The sequence below is a fragment of the Tunturiibacter lichenicola genome, assembly GCF_051013355.1.
Lineage (GTDB): Bacteria > Acidobacteriota > Terriglobia > Terriglobales > Acidobacteriaceae > Edaphobacter > Edaphobacter lichenicola_F.
The window spans coordinates 3,093,070-3,112,168 of record NZ_CP132944.1 but is presented as its reverse complement, the minus strand read 5'-3'; the positions used below and the strand labels follow the sequence as shown (position 1 = coordinate 3,112,168).

13 protein-coding genes, 1 tRNA gene and 2 pseudogenes are annotated in these 19,099 nt (G+C 55.0%); 8 read left to right on the top strand and 8 right to left on the bottom strand.

Annotated features, from left to right (window positions below; genetic code table 11):
* Positions 1–114: 114 nt before the first annotated feature.
* Positions 115–1,542 carry an NTP/NDP exchange transporter gene (locus tag RBB82_RS13195; RefSeq protein ID WP_433971014.1) on the bottom strand — a complete coding sequence of 476 codons (1,428 nt, stop codon included), beginning with the start codon at positions 1,540–1,542 and terminating at the stop codon, positions 115–117.
* A 906-nt stretch (positions 1,543–2,448) separates the two neighbouring features.
* Between RBB82_RS13195 and RBB82_RS13190 the strand changes: the two are divergent.
* Positions 2,449–2,940 (top strand): annotated as a pseudogene (locus RBB82_RS13190) (glycoside hydrolase family 97 catalytic domain-containing protein).
* 10 nt (positions 2,941–2,950) lie between these two features.
* Here RBB82_RS13190 and RBB82_RS13185 read toward each other — a convergent pair.
* Positions 2,951–6,157 (bottom strand): carboxypeptidase regulatory-like domain-containing protein, encoded by a 3,207-nt coding sequence (locus tag RBB82_RS13185; RefSeq protein WP_433971012.1) that lies wholly within the window; start codon positions 6,155–6,157, stop codon positions 2,951–2,953.
* A gap of 1,240 nt (positions 6,158–7,397) precedes the next feature.
* Here RBB82_RS13185 and RBB82_RS13180 point away from each other — a divergent pair.
* From RBB82_RS13180 to RBB82_RS13165, 4 genes are all read left to right on the top strand, one after another.
* Positions 7,398–7,919 (top strand): hypothetical protein, encoded by a 522-nt coding sequence (locus RBB82_RS13180; protein ID WP_433971010.1) that lies wholly within the window; start codon positions 7,398–7,400, stop codon positions 7,917–7,919.
* A 468-nt stretch (positions 7,920–8,387) separates the two neighbouring features.
* Entirely contained in the window at positions 8,388–9,611 is a 1,224-nt protein-coding gene (locus RBB82_RS13175; RefSeq protein ID WP_433971009.1) for a multidrug effflux MFS transporter, read from the top strand.
* Between the two features lie 24 nt (positions 9,612–9,635).
* Positions 9,636–10,505: a 5'-3' exonuclease gene (locus RBB82_RS13170; RefSeq protein ID WP_433971008.1), complete on the top strand. Its 870-nt coding sequence runs from the start codon at positions 9,636–9,638 to the stop codon at positions 10,503–10,505.
* A gap of 89 nt (positions 10,506–10,594) precedes the next feature.
* Positions 10,595–11,131, top strand: coding sequence for a DUF2062 domain-containing protein (locus RBB82_RS13165; protein ID WP_433971007.1), 537 nt, complete (start codon positions 10,595–10,597; stop codon positions 11,129–11,131).
* A 70-nt stretch (positions 11,132–11,201) separates the two neighbouring features.
* Here RBB82_RS13165 and RBB82_RS13160 read toward each other — a convergent pair.
* Positions 11,202–11,354, bottom strand: a pseudogene (locus RBB82_RS13160) (IS30 family transposase); the annotation flags it as partial.
* A 554-nt stretch (positions 11,355–11,908) separates the two neighbouring features.
* The gene (locus RBB82_RS13155) at positions 11,909–12,130 is read right to left on the bottom strand and encodes a hypothetical protein (RefSeq protein ID WP_433971005.1); all 222 of its coding nucleotides are present in this window, start codon (positions 12,128–12,130) and stop codon (positions 11,909–11,911) included.
* Positions 12,131–13,272: 1,142 nt separating this feature from the next.
* Between RBB82_RS13155 and RBB82_RS13150 the strand changes: the two genes are divergently transcribed.
* Together RBB82_RS13150 and RBB82_RS13145 are read left to right on the top strand one after the other, a co-directional pair.
* Complete coding sequence (locus RBB82_RS13150) at positions 13,273–13,797, top strand: RNA polymerase sigma factor (RefSeq protein WP_433971004.1); 525 nt, start codon at positions 13,273–13,275, stop codon at positions 13,795–13,797.
* Positions 13,787–15,181 (top strand): hypothetical protein, encoded by a 1,395-nt coding sequence (locus tag RBB82_RS13145; RefSeq protein ID WP_433971003.1) that lies wholly within the window; start codon positions 13,787–13,789, stop codon positions 15,179–15,181. Before RBB82_RS13150 ends, RBB82_RS13145 begins: the two co-directional genes overlap by 11 nt.
* A 31-nt stretch (positions 15,182–15,212) precedes the next feature.
* Here RBB82_RS13145 and RBB82_RS13140 read toward each other — a convergent pair.
* From RBB82_RS13140 to RBB82_RS13130, 3 genes are all read right to left on the bottom strand, one after another.
* Positions 15,213–15,330, bottom strand: a tRNA-OTHER gene (locus RBB82_RS13140).
* 197 nt (positions 15,331–15,527) lie between these two features.
* A complete protein-coding gene (locus RBB82_RS13135) occupies positions 15,528–15,896 on the bottom strand; it encodes a hypothetical protein (protein WP_433971001.1) in 369 nt (122 codons plus the stop codon).
* 187 nt (positions 15,897–16,083) lie between these two features.
* The gene (locus tag RBB82_RS13130; RefSeq protein WP_433971000.1) at positions 16,084–16,770 is read right to left on the bottom strand and encodes a hypothetical protein; all 687 of its coding nucleotides are present in this window, start codon (positions 16,768–16,770) and stop codon (positions 16,084–16,086) included.
* A gap of 506 nt (positions 16,771–17,276) precedes the next feature.
* Here RBB82_RS13130 and RBB82_RS13125 point away from each other — a divergent pair.
* Positions 17,277–17,441, top strand: a complete 165-nt coding sequence (locus tag RBB82_RS13125; protein WP_433970999.1) for a hypothetical protein — start codon at positions 17,277–17,279, stop codon at positions 17,439–17,441.
* A 524-nt stretch (positions 17,442–17,965) separates the two neighbouring features.
* Here RBB82_RS13125 and RBB82_RS13120 read toward each other — a convergent pair.
* Complete coding sequence (locus RBB82_RS13120; protein ID WP_433970998.1) at positions 17,966–19,021, bottom strand: IS110 family transposase; 1,056 nt, start codon at positions 19,019–19,021, stop codon at positions 17,966–17,968.
* Between the last annotated feature and the right edge of the window lie 78 nt (positions 19,022–19,099).

Below are 19,099 nucleotides of genomic sequence, written 5' to 3'. Positions count from 1 at the left end.
TGCTGAAGACGTAGTGCATCATGAGAATCGAGTACGACAGGACGAGAATAGGAAATGAGCTGTCGCTAAGACGAGTTGTGAAACTTTTGATCATGTATAGACAACAACGCTGAGCTAGTGGAACTCCGGCACCTTTCGCTTGTGTTCCTGGTAAAGCTTGAATGCCACGAAGAGCCACAGCAGTGTGATCGCCAATGTCGTTCCCGCAAATGCCTGCACCCCGAAATGGAGTGACGTGCCGATAAAGATGACCCCGGCCTGCAGCACATCACCTAAACGGACACAGAAAGTTTCAATCGCCGCCTTTGCTTTGTATTTCGCTTCTCTTGATGTAGGAAGCAACAGGGCCGCCCGCACAGTGTTCTGAAGCGAATAGTTCGTGGAGTTTTCAGCGATCTTCAGAACACGCACGACCTGAAGTATGGGGTTCGCGAGAATCGTCGTGAAGGTGGCAAGTGAAAGTACTGGAAGGACGAACATAGACCCTCTCACGCCAAGCCTCTTGTAGATGCGGGACACAAGGAATGACTGGATGATTAAGCTGACAGCATTCGTCCACTCGTAGTACGAGGCATAGTAGGTTCCGATGTAAGTCTTGCGCGCCTTCATGAGCGAGGCCGCGGTGCCGACCACATGGTTTGTCTGCTCCACGAGCAGTTTGCCGAAGATGAAGTCACCCGAAAGGCTCACGATATTGAGCAGAACCGTGAGAATCGCGATCAACATCAGGTAGCGATCTTGCATGAGAAGCTGAAAACCGCCTTCACTACTCAGGGTCTCCTGGTCTTTCTTCTTCTCGAGTTCTCCGCCACGCTTCGTGATGATGTAGCCCGCCCACCGCGTTAGAGCAGCGCAAATACACAATGCACCGACAGCGATGAGCATGATCTTGTAAGGGCCAAGTGGGTTGATCAATCGTCCTGCAATCCAGGCCCCTGCGACCGCTCCAGCCGACGCCCCGGAACCGAGTAACGGGAACAGTCTTTTGCCTTGCTCCAGAGAAAAGAGGTCTGTCGCAAAAGCCCAAAGTTGAGCCACGGTGAAGACATTGAAGATCCCGACCCAAATGTAGTACACGACACCGATTCGAACACCGGCCTGGCCAGCGAAGTAGAAGAGGAACAGGTTCGAGGCGAAGAACAGCGTTGTCCATCGCAGCAGCCGATTACGATTCAGACGAGTTGCGATCCAGCCGTACAGAGGCACGACGCCGAGCAAGATAATCGCTTGCGCTGCGGACGAGTACGCTTTGACCTCTGCTCCCCCTTCGGCGAGTATGAGCGACTCTCTGACCGTCTTCAGAAGGTAATACGCCCCGAGCAGCATGAAGAGATTGATCGCAAGGATCAACGCGCCCAGACCTTCTCCCGGACAAACATCGCATATGACCGAAAGAAGCTTCTCCAAAGGATTCTTCCGGGGTTGCTGATTAGATCCAATTGAAGCCGCATTCCCTAGCGACGTGGCGAATTCAACCCTGTCCGGCTTTATATCAAACACTCCCATGAACTCTCGCCGCAGCATCGCGACTTCACGTCTCAATGCATCCTAACGAGGTCCATGGGGTTGATTCCATTACATCTTCCTAGTAATCCGCCGAGTTCCACATCTTTCCTTCGATGGAAAGAGGCTCGAATCGGGAGAGCACCACCAACATAGCGCCAAGAACGCGGACAATTCTGCATCGGTTTTCAGAGGAACACTGGAAGCATTTGCACAAAAAGAGAGCCGTCGCCGATGAGCGTTAGGCTCACATCCTGATTGCCTAGGCTGTTCCCTCGAAGTCTTGTCGCACATATCTCTCACTTGCGGATGCTCCATTCGACCGCGAAGACCCCGCCCTCAACCCCGAAGCCGGAGCTTGCATCACTTGCCCCCGACGCGCCGGATACAACACTTCCCTCTTTTCGGACGTACCGATGGCGACCAGTGCCTCTCGGGACCCTGCTATCAAATCAAGCTCACGGCCCATACCCGATGGCGGAGGCCTTCGAGCAAGAGATAACGACGCTCTACGAGGCCCGCGAGCAGAAACGCGAGGCAAGGCGCCTCGAAAGTTCTCTTTCTCCCCGAAGGGGACCGAGGTTCTCGAACCTATCTCTTGAGCGATTCCGAAGCTCGACCAGGTACCGGGACCGTCCCGCCGCAGCCGATATAGCCTTCTGTGTTGCGGCATTGCCAATGGCATAACCGAAGACAGGATCGGATGTGCCCTTGAAGACGAATACCTCTCCCGCGATCCCAGCACTTCCAGGCGTGCTGCCTACATCCGGAGAACCATGGCGAAGGCGAGGAGATGGGCCGAACGATGAGCATCGATGCTGCATTTGCCCTTGTCATTCTTCCTCCTGCTTGTGGGGATGACTCTTCTAGTTTCTGAGCTGGCTTTTGCTACTCGCGTCATGAGGCACCTGGGCCTACTCCGACACAGACAACATCCAACTCGGCGTGACCGACTACACCAAGTTGAAGCCCAATGGCCGGCATGGTGCAAATACTCAGAATGTTAAAAGATACATCGACATTGCCGCCGCGAACGGGATTAGTGCCGCCCTAGTCGAAGGCTGGAACGTGGGGTGGGAAGACTAGTTCGGACATGAAAAAGACTATGTCCTCGATTTCCTCACGCCCTATCCGGATTTCGATGTGAAAGGCTTGCACGAGTATGCTGCGTCAAAGGGCGTGAGGCTCATCATGCATCACGAAACCTCCGGTTCCACCCGGAACTACGAACGCTTCATGAGTCCGGCATATCAGTTCATGGTCGATAACGGCTACGACACTGTGAAGAGCGGCTACCTGTCGCAACCAAGGGGCCTATGCCGGGGGATTTGCCTGAGTCGTTGGCGGGCTGGCAAACTCAGCTTCTCGAATGAAACCCACTTCGGCCATCAGGCGAGAAAAAAGGGAGCCGGTAGACCGGCCCCCATAGAAACCTAATACAGTTTCGTTAGAAGGTAATGGTGCCCTTCAATTGAATGAGGCGAGGAGAAGCGTCACCACCTAGGAACGAGCCGAGAATCGAAGTCGGTGTGCTGACAGTGGTCGTGATCGCACCGAAGTTCGGATTAGCGAGATCGTTGATTGGGGCACCGAAGTTTGGGTGATTGAAGAGGTTGAAGAACTGGGCTCCTACCTGAAAGCGGCCAGTGTCCGAGTGAGGAATAGGCATCTTGAAACCCTTCAGGATGCTGAAGTCGGTATCCGTGTAGGAAGGTGCAACCGTCTGGTTACGCCGCTGCTGTCCGAATCCTGTGGGATCGACGTAGTTGCCAAGGTTCGCAATCGCACACGGATTTGCCGCTACGCCCTTGAAGGCAACTGCGCTGCCGCCGCAGTTCTTGACGCCGTTGACCTGAGCTGCCAGGAAACCTGGGAAACCCGAACCGCCGTAGTTGGAAGCCAGCAAAGCGGTGTCGACCACAGAGAACGGGAAACCGGTGTGGTGGAAGACCGTACCGCTCACCTGCCAGCCGTCTGTCAGCAGCTTCGGGCCACCGAAGTAAGGCAGCATATAGACGTACGACGCGGTGATGTTCTGGCGCGTATCGTAGTCTGCATTCCCGTAGTTCTGTTTCAGGTTGTTTGGGTCCACAGGAGTCAGGTAGTTTGCGCCGAACTGGCCAAAGCCCAGAATGCCGCCGTTCGAAATCTCGTCCAGCGCATGACTCCAGGTGTAGTTGAAATTAAGCGTCAGTGATTTCGTGTGGCGAGAGACGCCGACTAGGAAGCCATTGTAGTTCGAGACCGCACCATTCCCAACCTCAGTTGCCGCGCCGAACGACTGGTTCGGTGCGGTCGTCGGAAGTCCGGCAAAGTTGATCGGAGTTCCATTGTTTGTGACCCCGAATCCGTTCACACCCGCGTTTTGAACCGGCTCATGATATCCATGGTTGCCGACGTACGCGAGCGAGACCACTGTCTGCTTCTTGGCATCGAGTGCCTGCTCCACCTGGAAGCTATACTCCTCATAGGTTGGGTAGTGCAGCTTACCGGCGGCGGTTATGATTGTGGGGGCAGCAAAGTTTGCAACGGTGTTTGTGAGCGTGTTGAAGCTCGCACCATTCTTGAACCCAGCCTGAAAGGCTGCGTTGGAGGTGCTAGCCACGCTCTGGCCGCTCGAAGGATTTGCGGGATTCGCACTAATGGGATTGCTTCCGGGGTTAGCATCAGGTCCAAACAGCGTGAACCCAACATTGGTCGGTGCGTTATTCAGGAAGCTGTCCGCCACAGTCGCCGGAAATACGTCTGTGAACAAACCAAAACCGCCGCGGACAACCGTGCTGCTGTCCGAGCCGAACGGCGACCAGGAGAAGCCGACACGCGGATTCACCGCTATCGCCTGGAAGCCAGGGAACGCCTGGTGCTGGCCAGTCGTCAACAGAGTCGTATAAGCGGTTGCAGGGTTGGTATTCAGAGAATTGAAGGCACCGTTCGTATAGGCATAGCAGTTTGTGCCGCAAGTCGGATTGGAATCGTGCTCCAGGCGGACCCCAGCGGTCAAGGTCAAATTCTGGCGGAGCTTCCAAGTGTCCTGGCCATAGCCTGCAAGATTATAGAGAGCAACCGGCTGGGTGTCCCGGAGCGGAAACTGCTGAGAGTATAGTGATAGCCCCATTCCCATTCGGAATGTCCCGATCTCATCAGCTTGGACTGAAGGAGTCGTATTAATAGAGGGGCTGTAGTCCGTTACATCGTCACGCCGGAAGTAGGCGCCGAACTGGAAGGTATGACGGCCGTGTGAGATGCTCACGTCGTCACTGAACTGATAGTTCGTTACGTTACGGCCTTCGGGCCAATCGTTATCCTCGCCGCCGAGGCCGGTAAAACTACCGTTTGTAAAGGTGAGCGCGTAAGGAACAAGCGCGTTGGCTGCGGCAAGATTGGTGTTCGTAAAGACCGAGCTGTACCAGATCACGCCGAACAGAAACTGGTTGCTGATATTTGAGCTGATGACGTGTGTCTCTCCAAGGGTCCCCTCAAACGCTGGCTGAGGGCTGTCCGCATTGAAGATCGGATTGATAGGATCGGTGTAGGTTGCTTGTACGCCCTTGTCCCACTTAAAGTGGCCGAAGGCCGTGTCCTTATCGGTAAGTTTCAAGTCCACACGAGAGGTAAGCAGGAACTCGTGCGTGAAGTTCCCGGCCGTGGCTGTATACGTCACCGCATTTGGGTCGGGAGACGGTGTCGCGGTCGCATAGCCAGGAGCATTCTGATAGACGCTGAATAGTTGCTGGTAAAATGCTTTGTCGGCCGCTGGAGCACCAGCGATCGCGTTGGCAATGTACTTCGCGTTGGGTGCAAACACCGTGGTAGAGGTCGGCAGCACCACACGCAGACCTTCATAATCGACAAAGAAGAACAGGCGAGCTTTCAAAATTGGGCCGCCGATTCTCCCACCAAACTGGTTTACGTTATCGAAGGACCGTGGCGTCAAATCCGGAGTCTGATTACGGAAGTAGCTGTTCGCATTCAGAACCCTCCCGTTCCATTGATAAAGGGCATTACCGTGGAACTTGTTCGTTCCTGAGATTGTGATCTCATTGACCTGGGCGCCGCCGAGGCCGCCAAACTGAGCACCGTAAGCGTTCGAGGTCACGCTGACCTCGGAGACCTCATTATTGCCCAGCAGCAGATTGGTTGCTCCGGAGTTATTAAGATTCAGGAATGGGTCGTTCTCATACGAGCCATTTAAGGTGAAGGTATTTGAGGTGGCTGGCAGGCCGAAGACCGAGAAGTTTCCGTCGCCGCCCGACGTATTCATGACTGCACCAGGAGAGACCTGCGCCACATAGGTCAGATCGTTTCCTGGATTGGGCAGATTCGCGACCTGTGTCTGCGAGATCGAAGTAGAAAGATCGGCGTTATCGGTATGAAGCAGCGAAACATCGTCGCTCGATACTTCGACCATGACACTGTTTGAGCCGATCGTGAGTTTGATATCGCCTGAAGCAACCTGGCCGATAGATACGGTCGCATTCGTTGAGGTTCTTTCGAATCCCGCAGCCGACACCTCAATCTTATAGTTGCCGGGTTTGAGCAATGGAGCTCGGTAGCTGCCGTTGGCACCGGAGGTTAAAGTCTGCGTAAAGCCGGTATCGTTGTTCGTCACCACGATCTTTGCATTCGGGATAGCTGCGCCTGTTGCGTCCGTCACAAGGCCTGCAATATCACCTGATGTAGTCGATTGAGCATATAAAACAGCTGGGGGGTGAAAAAAACAAATGGCGCCCGATACTGTCAGCGCCATACCTAGAAACATTGCGGGCCCATGTAGAAGTTTCATATTTCCGGCAACGCAATTCAATTGCCACTTCAGGCCTTTCTATAACTTAAGTTCCAAGCCCATAAGGTATGTGTGGCCTGCGATACGACGGCCACATGAGCTGCCCAAAGTGCTTTTGACGAAAATACAAAAATCAAAATATCCTTTTCGGCCCGACCGGGTCTCTTCGAAGACCGTCCGCGTCCGCCTGATGACACAAAAAAAAATAGAAAGTTTCTATGTCAAACATCAGATATCAGACATCACAAAATTTAAGTTTTGGATTGTCCGCTAATCGCCTAATCCGGCCAGGTTCTGTATAAATCCACCCTTCTGGATCGCATATTTATCCATCAATTTAAAAATCAGAAATCTGTATCCGCTTTCGAGCGAAATACACAAAACGGAATGATTGTAAAAATTTGCCCGGTGTTTTCGCGCCAGTGTCTGAGCCACGGCAACGAACTGCTTCATCCCGTAGCCGTCGCACCGCTCCTGCGCGCTGACATCACAACCTATTCGCCGATCACGCACTGGAAGGTGGTCCCGGCCAGAAGGCGGTATCGTTGGACTCACTGGATTCGGTCATATCGCGGTCAAGGTCATCCTATGTCCCGTCACTAACCATGCTTGGTCCCTCGGATTTGTTCTCATCCTGCCTCGACACACCCTTTAGCGTGCTCTATTGTCCGTTTATTGACATGACACCTTTTGTAGTTCGCAGACCCCACTTAGGCTACTGTCCACGAAATTCTTCAAACTGCAACAGTCTCGAAGCAACCAAATCGCCCATCTTAACTTTTCACAACTGATGACAAGACACTGACATAGTCGTGACACCAATATGCGCTGACCTTACTACGCTTGCTGAGGATTTCCAAGCGCAGTTCCTCCCCGCCTGCTGCTTAGAGTTCGCGCTACGCAAGAGCCTAGCACTTCGTCTTTCGCGGTTTCAAAAGTTGCGGTTTTCTCTGTTCTGTCCTTGGGTATTGGGTGATCAGCGGATGCGGATAAGCGAGGTCCGGAAAATAAGCTCAGAAAAGTCGCTCGTCGGCTCGCGAGCAGTTCCGCATCACTACGCAGAACTGATCACCTACAACTACAACCCTGCTATCAGAAAAGGAGCATCATCGTGAAAAAGATCAGTATGTTAATCGCCGTAGTTTCCGTCCTCGGAGCCATGGCTCAATCGGCCCTCGCTCAGAAGTTGGTCGCGTTCAGTGGAGGGATCGGCGATATTACCACTGGTTCAACAGATACCACCGTGCTAGGCGTCCCAGCCGCTGGCCAGATCTGGGTGATCCGAGACCTTACAGCCGAAGTGAGGATGGGCGGGGGCATCCAGGTCGACGGCCGGGGTCTCCTTCTGGGCGCAGGCAATGGCGTCGGAAGCAACGCCGGCGCGAGCGTATTTGCGACGCTGTTCTGCACAAATGACGGGAATGTCGCACACAGCTCAAATCTTGCAGGCGTCCCGCTTCAGGTAAATGGTGATTTCCGTATTCAGGACTCGCTCTCGCCTGCGCCGCCGAATACTTGCACTAGTCCGGTGCTCCTCATCCGGGTCACTGCAAACGGGTCGTGGTTCGCCGCCGGGATTCCCTTCCTCATCCCCTCCTCTCCCCTCCCCCACTTCCCTTCTCCCAGAGAATAGCCGAGCTTCAGTTCATCGAGAACGCAGCCGGCGCCATTTCTTTCCCGTCTGATCCCTGGCTTGTGATGCGCGGAATCAAGGCACTGCCGAGGATAGCAATTTATTGAAAGGAATGGCGGGGACGACGGGGTTCGAACCGAACAACGCTATATCGGAGGGTGTGGGCGCGTGCTAAGTAGTTGTGGTTTTAGTGCGCGCCCGCAGGTCCGTTATCCACGTAATCACGGCCAATCTTCCTGGCATGATTCCACGAATTGACGCTCAGAACAGATCGGAATGCAGGGCGGCGAATACACTAATCAACCGACGTTCTGAATGCCCCATTCATACCGTCTAATCGCATGAGTGGGACGTGGATCGATCACAGGTATTCCTAATATTTCAGAATATGTAAGAGTGTCGTTGACCCGAGGCGGAGTGCAGACGATCCTTCGGTAGCGAAAACGCCCGGATAAGATTGAAGTAGCCATGGTCACTCACAATCGCAGCAATTTATGGATACTTCTTTTGCTTGGGTCGCTCTGTGTCGTGACTCCGTTCGCGATCGATATGTATCTTCCTGCCTTCTCCCGCATCGCTGCGGACTTCCATCGATCGACTCCTGAGATCTCGCTTTCGCTGTCGACCTATTTCGTGGGCTTCGCGCTAGGACAGATTATTTACGGTCCACTGCTCGATCGCTTTGGTAGAAAACGACCCCTATATGTCGGTCTCTCGATGTACATTGTGTGCTCTATTGGCTGCATCACCGCGCCTGACCTCCAGACCTTTGTAGCTTTGCGCTTCCTCGAAGCCTTAGGCGGATGTGTCGCGCAGGTGGGTGCCATTGCCATGGTGCGCGACTTCTTTCCCGTAAAGGAGAGCGCGAAGGTATTCTCACTACTCTTCCTCATGATTGGTGTGTCGCCGCTCCTTGCGCCGACAGTCGGCAGTCTCATTATGACCAGCCTAGGCTGGCGATGGATCTTCGTCATACTGGCGGCGATCGCCACGCTAATTCTGGCGCTCACGATATTCCTATTACCTGAAGGACACAAGCCAGACCACTCCGTCGTTCTGAGCCCCAGGCCAATCTTGGCAGGATTCTGGAAGATTCTTCGTGACCCGCAGTTTCTGACCTATACGGTGGCTGGTGCCTTCTCATTTGCCGGTCTCTTCACCTATGTTGCTGGATCGCCCATCATCTTCATGGATGGATTTCACTTAAGCACCAAGGACTTCGGCATTGTCTTCGCGACTCTGGTGATGGGATTTATTGGTGGCAATCAATTGAATGTCTTGATGCTGCGTCGGTTTACCAGCCAGCAGATCTTCTTCGTAGCCCTTTGCATACAGGCCGTAATTGGCATTATCTTCCTCGCAGGAATGCTGAGTCACAGAATAGGTCTGGCAGCCACTCTCGTCTTGTTCTTCGTCTTCCTCTCCTGCATCGGACTTACCTATCCGAATGGGGCCGCGCTCGGCCTCGCTTCGTTTTCGCGGGACGCGGGCCGTGCCTCCGCGCTGCTCGGTTTTCTTCAAACGGGAACAGGAGCACTGATCTCATTGAGCATTGGGGTTCTCGGCTCGCGGACGGTTATCCCACTTCTCTGGATTACGGCTCTGCTCGCACTGGCATCGCTCCTTGTTGGCCGAAAGCTCATCAAAGAGCCCGTTGAGACTGTGGCGGATGAACCGATCCTGCTCCACTAAAAAGTACCCGTTGGGGGTGAAATTATGGAAGTGCACGTGATTGATGGGACTTATGAACTCTTCAGGCATTTTTATGCACTTCCTGCAGCCAAAGACAGTGAAGGGCGAGAGGTGGCCGCGGTACGTGGCGTTCTCGGTTCACTTTTAGGCATGATGCAGGCCGGTAAAACTTACATTGGGGTGGCCACCGACCACGTAATTGAGTCCTTTCGGAACCGAATGTGGCCTGAATATAAGACCGGCGAAGGTGTGGAACCCGACCTTCTAGCTCAGTTTCCATTGCTGGAGGAGGCGCTCCGTGCACTCGGAGTTGTAGTGTGGGCGATGGAGGAGTACGAGGCAGACGATGCGCTGGCGTCGGCGGCTTTTCTCGCAGAGAAAGATATTCGCGTTGAGCGCGTGGTCATCAGCACCCCGGACAAGGATCTTGCTCAGTGCGTTCACGGCACGCGCGTGGTGCAACTAGATCGGCGCAGGCGTCTCGAACGCGATGAACAGGGAGTCATACAGAAGTTCGGAGTCAAACCGAGCTCCATTCCGGATTACCTTGCCCTGGTCGGTGATGCGGCAGACGGCTATCCAGGTCTCCCAGGGTGGGGTGCAAAGTCTGCTTCTGCCGTTCTGTCACGTTTTGGCAGACTGGAAGCGATCCCAGCCGACGCACGCGATTGGCACGTGAACGTCTCCAATCCGACTGGCCTCTCCGAGGTCCTAAAGAGGAAACGAGATCTGGCGTTTTTATTCCGGGACATTGCTACGCTTCGAACTGACCTTCCGCTCTTCGCAACCGTTGACGAACTGCTTTGGAAGGGTCCAACGCCAGTCTTTACTCTTTTCGCAGATCGATTGGACAAGGCTGTGTTTTCGAAGCAACGCGCCCCACGTGGCCGCTGAATTGCCCTACTAGTTAGAGCTAGCCTCCAGCCATACGAAAGTGACATGTTATCTCCTGAGCTATTACTCCGCAACCGAGGAGCACCCTCATGGCATCGGATGATGATGTGTTAGTTCCCGAGTCAATACGTGAGTTTCTTCGCCGCAGAATACTTCATCCACTGTTGCGTCTGCTCCGTGGCGGGGTGACGCCGCGGCGCCTGGCGTGGAGTTTAGCGTTGGGAATTGTCATCGGGATCAACCCGTCAGTGGGTATCACCACGTTTCTAGTCATTTTTCTCGCCTGGGCGTTCGGTCTAAACCAAATCGCATCGCAGATTGGTGCCCATGCGATGACGCCGCTCCACTTGCTTCTGTTTCTTCCATTTATTGAATTGGGCGTACATCTTTTTCACACTCGCCGCCTCCCGCTGAGCCGCCAGCAGCTTGAGCATCTGAGCCATCATCCCTGGCGCTTGATTCGCGACATCTGGCAGTGGGAATGGCATGCGCTGATCGTCTGGGTCGTTGTCGCTGCCATCGCGTTGCCCCTGCTCGCCTCATATATTCGACGCGCACTGGTGCTGCTGATGCGCCGCCATCGAACGCTGCTGCGTTCGAAGCCGACGTTGCCCTCATCTGATTAGCTCGTTAAGGATTCTGCACTGGCTTCGTCATCCAATCAGACTATTGGATAACCGAAGGATAAAAGAGCTTGATCCCGCCGTGCTGCGATAACAGGAACTGAATCGAGCCATGGTCCTTGTCGAAGGCACGACCAATCGCATGCAACCACTCTCCAGCCTTCCAAAGTCGCCATATATCAGCCTTCTGCTCCGCAGAAAGACCATGCCGTCTTCCTTGCCTCATACACACCACCTCTCAGAAATCATCTAAATCAGATGGTGTTGCACCGACCGGTTGAGGCCGCCGGGGTTTTCGGAAATCACCCATGACAACCGGAGTTGTCGTGGCTACGTGGGCGCGATTCAAACAAGGCAGCTTCGAATTCTGAGTAGTACCGTGGTCGCCAGCACGAAGATCAACACGCAGATGTGGAACGAATCACTGAGCGTGTTGCTTCGAAAGAGCAGCATGATCAGCAAAATTAGTGAGACAGCCACGATAAGTAAAATAGGGAGTTCCCACCACCGCAGCCTGCTATCCCACCGTCTCTTCGAAGTTAAATAATCCAGCGTCTCTTGAGGAATTCGCCCAGCGTGACGCAATCTATTTCGTTCGGTGTTGTTAAGCATGTTGGTCTCCACACCGATCCATCGTAAACCCGGCCGGGGATGAGCGAAAGAGCATCCCCGCAGAGAGAAGGCTAGTGGCACTGGCTTGGAGAGCCGTACTAACTAATAGCGCTGAGCGTTTGTACTCACTGAAACGACCGTTTCACCCCGCTTCAGCTTGAGAGCGCATCAGCTAATGGCGCATTCAGGGCTCAATAAGCGTTTTACGGTTTGATCGGCGATCGCTTGCGCCTTTTCAACGGATGGCCATATGCCCGCGCCAGTCTCCTTCGGGCTGCCGTGACCCGTGCGGCGCATCATCAAGCCGATGCCTCCCGCCCATTCTCCTATTTTGAAATCGAACCTCTCGCCTTGCCATTCAGCGTGGTCCGTTAACATCACGGTCGTCATGCCCATCATCCTCTCATGGGATCTCTCTCTTAACACTGCTTGGCCTGTTTTTTAGAAGATGATGCGGCGTTGAGTCATCCGTTATTCGCCAGCGTTTACCTGCATTTTTAGCAGCTAAGGTCACCTGCGTTATTCGTTCGTGAAGTCCCTGATCCACCACGTCAGATCAAGGATGATGCGATCAGGAGCATGGACGAAGCACGCAAGCCGCTGCAATGACGGCGCGGGAAGGCTTTCTAAAATCAGGCTAAAGAAAAGCCCCGGAATGTAGAAACTGAAGGATTGGCGATCTTCTATCGCAGCTCTTGGACAAAATGGCTGACTTGGGTCAGGTTGGAGCGATGGCGAATTGCGACTACGAGCGTGGCATCCTTCGGGAATGCTCCTACGCCGAGAAGGTAGTCTCTGAATTGAGAATCGTACGGCTCTAGAGAGATCGGGTTTCGAGGTAAGAACTGCGCCCGCCAGATCATCGAGGCAGCGAAATACTCAAGTGCCGCGTGGTTCAGGCCAGGGACCTGGCCGTGCGAAAAAACGCTGTGCTGATGCCGTCCGTCTCAAATGGAGCCGAAAGCACAAATCTCTAAGAGGAAAGGTGCTGTCGGCCTGCAGGCAGGCTCCCGCAACCTATCGTTCTCCTAATTTTCCGAAGCGTCCCCCGTCGCAATCGGAGCATAGTAGGGACAACCGTTGTTGGGCTGCAGTTTGTTTCAGGCCGCCACCGGAGCTTATCTGTACGGGGTGTGGATTCTTGGCCGCATCTGTCCGCAACCGCTTATAGACAAATTTTGGCAGCTCCAGGTGCGACTCAACGAGATTCCCGAAGTTCCCACATAGCTTGCAAATACCCTGCACTGGCATCCCACAGTCTACAATCCGACTCATTCAGCCGGTGATAGGTCGGCTTTGGCTTGTTACTCCTGAAACGAACGTTCAGAGGGTTACGCTTTCCCTATCCTTTGGTTTATGAACTCAAAGTGCAGAAACGAACCCACCGAATGTTGGATGATGGTTAGGGAATGATGTAGCAATCGGGCCGGGCGCACCCTCGTCCACTGCCCGACAGCTACTTTTCTGCAAATACTTTTCGTTTCAGCGAACTAAACTTCCAAAAGCTCCGAATCAATCATTGAGGAGCATGAGTGAACGAACAGGAACAGTGGACGCGGATTATTGCGGGTGACGCACAGGCGTTCACAGCCTTCTATCAGGCGACGGCTCCCCGATTGTTGGCTTTTTTGCAACGCATGGTCGGCAGCCGCGAGGCCGCCGAAGATGTGGCTCAGGAGACTTATGCCGGCATCTGGCGGCATCCAGGCAGCTACCGTCCCGAGTGCGGCTCGGCGCGCGGCTACCTTTTCGGCGCAGGCCGCAAGCGCGCCCAGGAGTGGTGGCGGCGGCGCGGTCCAGTGATGGAAGAGGTCGTCGAGGCCGCCGCCGAGGCTCGCGTCGAAAGGCAGACGATACTTCTCGATACCCTCGACCGCCTTCCCACCGAGCAGCGCACGCTGCTCTGGCTGCGCGAGGCTGAGGGCTTATCGTACGACGAGCTCGCCGAAGCGCTCGATATACCTCTGGGCATGGTTCGTTCACGGCTATTCACGGCGCGCGAGGCGCTGCGGCGCATCTGGTTTGGCGGCGGGAAGGGAGAACGTAATGAGATGTGATGAAGCTGCCGAGTCCGTCTCGGCACTTTGCGATGGCGAAATTATTACGCATGAGGCCGCAGCGCACATCCGCACTTGCGACGCATGTGCAGAGCTCATGGAGCAGTACACCACCCTGGGCGCGACGTTGCGCCGCGAGGCCAGTCTGGCCCTGGGCACGTTGCCCTCCACCCCGCGCTGGGAGAAAAGAACTGGGATATTCACCCGCCTCTGGCGGAAAGGATGGGAGACGATGCGAGTTCCTCGTTTAGCCTTTGTGGCTTTGGTTCTAGTGGCCCTGCTTACGGTGGCAGCTGAATGGAAAAGAGCCCGCGTGGGTGCTGAAAGCTCCGGCTCGGTCGTGCTGGTAACCGTCGATCGCGAGGACCAGAGTGTCTTCTCCTCCTGTGCGCTCTCACTGGTCGATTCCAGCAAAGACAGTATGGCTATGGGTGGAGTTCTTGATTCCAAAAAGGATCTAGCAGCAGCCATCTCACTCAAGCTTGCAGGCCGTGTCGAGGGCGGCGTACGGCTTTTGGTAAAGTCCTACGCTGGCCCAATTACAAAGGTAAACACGAGCGATCTTGCCAAGCTACCTGAGCGCGACGTGATCTTGATGCCGGGGGTGCCTCTTAAGGTGGCCATGGGAGACTCTGGCACTCTAACCCTGCATGGCGAGTGGTTCGATCACATTCCTGCAGAGATTGGAATGGGAATCAAAAGTATCGATCCCGATCCGAACGAATTGCGTATCCAACAGCCGGTCCTCTTGAAGGGGGATATACGCATTCTTTCGCTGGCCGGCAGGCCGAGCCATGCGCCGCTCCGACCCAGCGCCAGGGCTAAGAATACGCGGGGAAAGGGATTGTGTGCTGGTTCCGCCCTCGGTCTCCCACGCTTATCTGGATCCAGATGGTCGATCGCAGCCGCACCGCAGTGGCTGATCGATTCCGCATTTACAGGATTGGAGGAACAATCATCAGGCAAGGTACTGGCTTTTCCGAACTCCCTCTCGCAGGAGGCTTCAACCACGGCTCGCCCGCCGGGATTGTCCTATGCCAAACTTCTCCCCTTCGTCGCCCAGGCTTGTCCGTCAGACCCTCGGCATCGTGTTGTTATTTACATGTCCTTTCAATTTCACCGCGACCGATGGCGGTGCAATTTTTTAGAAAAGGATCTCCAAACACGATTACCTCGAACGTTGAACCTGGCGACAGCTGAGGAGGTGATAGCGTTAGCGGACCGGGGTGGCGGATTGTCGAACCTGGCGGGCCGACATGCGCTCGATCTGGCGATCGCAACCGGACGGGGCGGCGTCTTTCTCGCTCTGACCACAGACCAACATACCCAGCTACAGAAGTATTGCAAACCGGCAAGCGCAGGCTCGCATTCGCGATACCTGTAGCGCAGTGGTGCAAAGGGTATGATTAAGGAGGACACCGGGGGGAGGATTCGAACCTCCGACCCCCAACTCGACAGTGGCCAGGTTATTCCTTCGCGGGGAGACCTGGCTGCTGCTGCTTGTGGGGCTCTATCCGTCTGAGCTACCCGGTGATTTTGTGCCGCTCTCCAGTAGCGTTCGTGAAGAGGTTCTATGTGAGGTGCGACGGGATCAACAACAGTGGGAGCGAAGGGAGCAAGAACCCCGAACCAAACACCGCCGGGTCCACGAGCAAGGCCGCGTCTAAGGGACTGGAGCCGCTGTCCGGGCTAACTCCAATGCACGTCGCGGCGTATGTCGAGCAACTCGGTCATACGCACTCGAGGCCGACCGTCAAACAACATCTCGCCGCGATCCGGATGCTCTTCGACTGGCTGGTGACCGGGCACATTACCTGACTCCCGACGAAGGAGAAGCCGCGGGCAAACTCCAAGAGAAGGTCGCGCAGATGGTCAACAGCCCCCGTTCGATCTCCCGATCCTTCGCCGTTGCCGAGTTCGTAGGAGATGAAGGCCTTCTTCCCGTTGATCAGCGGGGTTGGAACGGGAGCCTCGACGGTGTTAACTCCGACGCCGGCGGAGCTCTTCTTCGGCGTGCCGAGCCGGATGATCTGGGCCGGGGCGGTGAGACCCGCGATGAGCAAGAAGCTGGCGAGGAGTTTCGGGAAGTGGCGAAGCATGTTTCTCTCCAAGACAGCAAGCGGCTGTGCTGCTAGGTTACAGACGTGCCTGATGTTCCCGATGCCACAGTGATGTTATTTTTTGCATCCCATGTCTTGATTGGGGAAGAGTTTTACATCCCAATGGCTTCGCAGGATTTTACGCGCGAGCGGGCCACTAGCATTTAGGTCCTAGGCTTTTAGCGCGTTAGAGCTTGGCCATGTTCTTTAGGCGCTCAATAATTAGCGATACCCTGAGTTGGCTGATCGCGTCGCCCGAAACATATCCAGGCAGTGCATCCAGAAACCGCTCGTCCCCTAAAAGCTTCCCGGTTGCTTCCCCCAGATATTTGCGGAGATCTGTTGGAACTTCGGCAAGCTCTTCGAGCAATTGCTCTCTCCCCTCTACGACGGCAATGAAGTCTTCCAGGTCGTGACTCATGTAGTAGTCGTTCTCGCCACGATCGTAAAACGCTTCCATTTTGGTCCCAAGGAAGAAGGGAGCTGTGATCAACCTGATTGTCTTGCCGCTTGGCAAGGATGCCAGCTTCGCTGTCTGGATCGCTCCCTCGTACCAGCGGTTTGAGAAGCCTAGTACACCTTTCTGGGTTGACATGACGTCGAGCTTCAAGCCATCGTTCAGAAAACGGCACATCGGAGCATCCGGACTTGTGTCGTTTACGAAGCCGATGTCTCGCAGCCGATCACAGAACGTCGAGTAATCGGCGTAGTCTGCTGCCACGATCACGTCTACATCGTATGTTGATCGAATTGGGGCCGAGGCCTGATCAGTCACGATCAGATCGAGCGTTGATCCACCCACGAAGACGAGCTCGGGAAGCAAATGCTTCAACTTCGCTGCTGCATCCTCAAGCAGCGGCAAATTGCTAGCCATTTGCAAGTAACCTCTTGCCTATTATCTCTAGGGCAATCTTTCGTTCGCGGACTCGTCCATCCCGCAGTGCGTCGACAAGGCTGAGGAGCTCGTAAAACGCAGAATCCGCTAGAGCCGCCTCTGCAGCGTGTTTATAGAGAGGCTCAAACGAATAACCGCGCACCTTTCCTAACACATAAGGCCACACAGGTACTTCCGATCCACTCTCGTGAATGACGCTACGCAATGGCTCAGCTGCGAAAGAAGTTGGCACTCCCCTGGTCTGCTCTCCCCGTACAGGCGGATACACGTACCTCATTCCATGTCCCAGTAGGTCCAAAAGCGCGGACCGATTAACCCTTTTTGGCCCATCATGTTGCATCAGCCCAGATAGCCGCGTCCTCTTAATGGCCCCGTGCACCTCGGAGCTGGCGACATGAAGATCGGAAGCAAGTTTCTGGAATGAAGACTCTGCAGCTCCTGGAAGCGTAAGTTTCAGCAATACCGCAATGTCGAAGGAGCGGAGCATGAAAACATCTTACCCGTTCTTCGTTCTTGATTCAAGAACGAAGAACGGGCTCATTCCTGCTCCAGCCGGATCTGGTTATCCCGGTTGGGAGTTTCTCTTCGATCCATCGCTTGCAACAAGCGGCACCGTTGCTCAGTACCGCGTTGTCCGCGTCGCCGTTTGAGTCACGCGACATCTTTGCCGATGTGTCATGTCCCAGTCTCTATACTTCAATGGGTAGCGATACATGTTCAATCTTCTAGTGCAGTGCTGAATGCAATCAATTCTGCCACTGAGTGCAACGTTACGCTGCCACCTGATGTGCAAAATATCATCCACGCCGACGGCGTGCCGCAGTTGCGGTTCGATCAGGACGATGTCCAGGAGAGTGTAAGGTGCGGATAGCCGACAACCCAGGAGTTAGTTTACGCGCTCTCGGGCAATGTCCGGATAGCTGGTTTTACGTCCATCTCTAACAATGTCTGCGGTGTCAAGGCGTTTTTCGAGCGCAGGGCGGCACGAACTCCGAGGAGTTGCTTCGATAGCGCTTTGGTTGAAGAACTCATCATCGATAACGAAGGCTCGCATGTAATCTGTCGGGCGAAACTCGGTCCGACCCAACCATCTCTCCGATCGCACGTTCGACCATGATTACTACTTCGAACTCCCTGGATAGGGAGCGGGATGCCCAATCAAGTGGGCGGTGATTTACTTCACACCATGGACGTAGCCAGGCTCTCCCGCGTGCGAACCGAACTTCAAACTCTGTTGATAGTCATATCCCTTCCTCCACATCCAGTAGAGGCTGATGGCTAGCCTGCGGGCCATCGCCACCTTGGCGATGCGCCGGTCGCGTCGCATGCTCAGATGGACGTAGCGACGTCGCCAGTCGGAGTCCCAGCGTACGGCAGCCTGGGCTGACTCAGCCAGCAGGTAACGTACCAGCGAACTGCCTTGCTTGGTGATATGCCCCAGTCGCTGACGGTTGGCGCTGGAGTCTTCACACGGAATGAGACCGAGATAGCTCCCGATCTGCTTGCCGCAGGCGAAGCGATCGGGAGACCCGATGACCAGCACGAGGGCCAGTGCTGTAATCGGTCCGACCCCGGGATGGGTCATCAGCCGCAGGACCTCGGGTCGTTTGTGTGCCTCCCGCTCGATGGCGGTGGTGAGTTCAGCAATGGTCCCGTTCAATCGATCCACCAGTTCCAGCAGGTCCTGGCGGCGGCGGGTGGCCCATGGAGCCAGCAGCAATGACTCCAGTTGCTGACGTCCGGACTTGCTCCACAGCACCTTCTTGCGTCGTACACCCTCGTTCATGGCCGTGGCCTGGATCTGGTTCATGGCCCGCGTGCGCATCTGCACCAGGCGATGCCGATGCCAGATCAACTGGCGTAGATCACGGTTCTCCGGACTCGGGACCCAGAGGCGCGGAAAGCGATCCTCCACCAGCAGCTTGAGCAACAACAGGGCGTCCTGCCGATCCGTCTTCTGCTTGCGTACCCGGGCAGCCTTGATCCTGGCCGGATCCCCAATCCATAGCTCGAACTTCAACTCCGCCAGTAACCGCTCAAACCAGCGTGCATGTCCGGTAGCCTCGATCCCTACCCGCACGCTGACCTGTCTTCGTTCAAGAGCGCGGTAGAAATGCTCTGCCTCTCCATCGCTGTGGTTCAATCGCCGTTCACAAGTCTCGCCTGTCTCTGTATCGACATACGCTATCTGCTGAACGCTTGGGTGATAATCCACTCCTATGATGATCATGTTCGGCTCCTTCTCCCGAACCTTCGGTCGTCGATGCTCCAGAGTCTAACCGGCCCTCAATGGAGCAGACAGTGTTAT